Here is a 533-nt window from a genome sequence, read left to right as displayed (position 1 = left end):
GAAGAACACCGTGTCGAGACCCGCCGGGGTGATGTCGACCAGCAGCTTCGCCAGCCGGGCCGCCGGCTCGTGAGTCAGCCCCCCGAACATGACGTGGTTCATCACCCGCAACTGGGTGGTTAACGCCTGGTCCAGAGCGGGGTGGCCGTGCCCGTGGATCGCGGTCCACCAGGAGCTCATCGCGTCGAGCACCTCGATCGGCTGGCCGTCGCGAATCAGCGTCAACCACGCTCCGTGGGCGGCGACGGCCACCACCGGCGCCACGGCTTCCCTGCCGATGGAGCTGTAAGGGTGCCACAGCTGGGCGCCATCGACCGCGATGATCTGCTCGGGCGTCAACCCGCCAGTCGCCGCAGCCATGGAGATCGAGGGTAATGCAGCCACGCCACGGCCCATCCCAGTAACGGTCGCCAAAACCTCTGCCATCGGGGAGCATGCATGCATGGCACCGCCGAATCAGCCTGAAGACACTCAGCCCGATGCTGGCACCGAATCCCGGTCGGCTCTAGACCAGCCCACGAGACGGGCTCCTA

General features: G+C 67.0%; 1 protein-coding gene. It reads right to left on the bottom strand.

Features of this window, described 5'->3' with window-relative positions; translation table 4 throughout:
* On the bottom strand, positions 1-396 hold a 396-nt coding region (locus FJR74_RS08535; RefSeq protein ID WP_211333948.1), incomplete at its 3' end, for an aminotransferase class III-fold pyridoxal phosphate-dependent enzyme.
* Positions 397-533: the final 137 nt, after the last annotated feature.

It is taken from the genome of Metamycoplasma neophronis (assembly GCF_006491995.1).
GTDB classification, from domain to species: domain Bacteria; phylum Bacillota_I; class Bacilli_A; order Mycoplasmatales; family Metamycoplasmataceae; genus Metamycoplasma; species Metamycoplasma neophronis.
The sequence above is the reverse complement of the archived record's forward strand: the minus strand, read 5'-3'. Positions and strand labels throughout refer to the sequence as shown.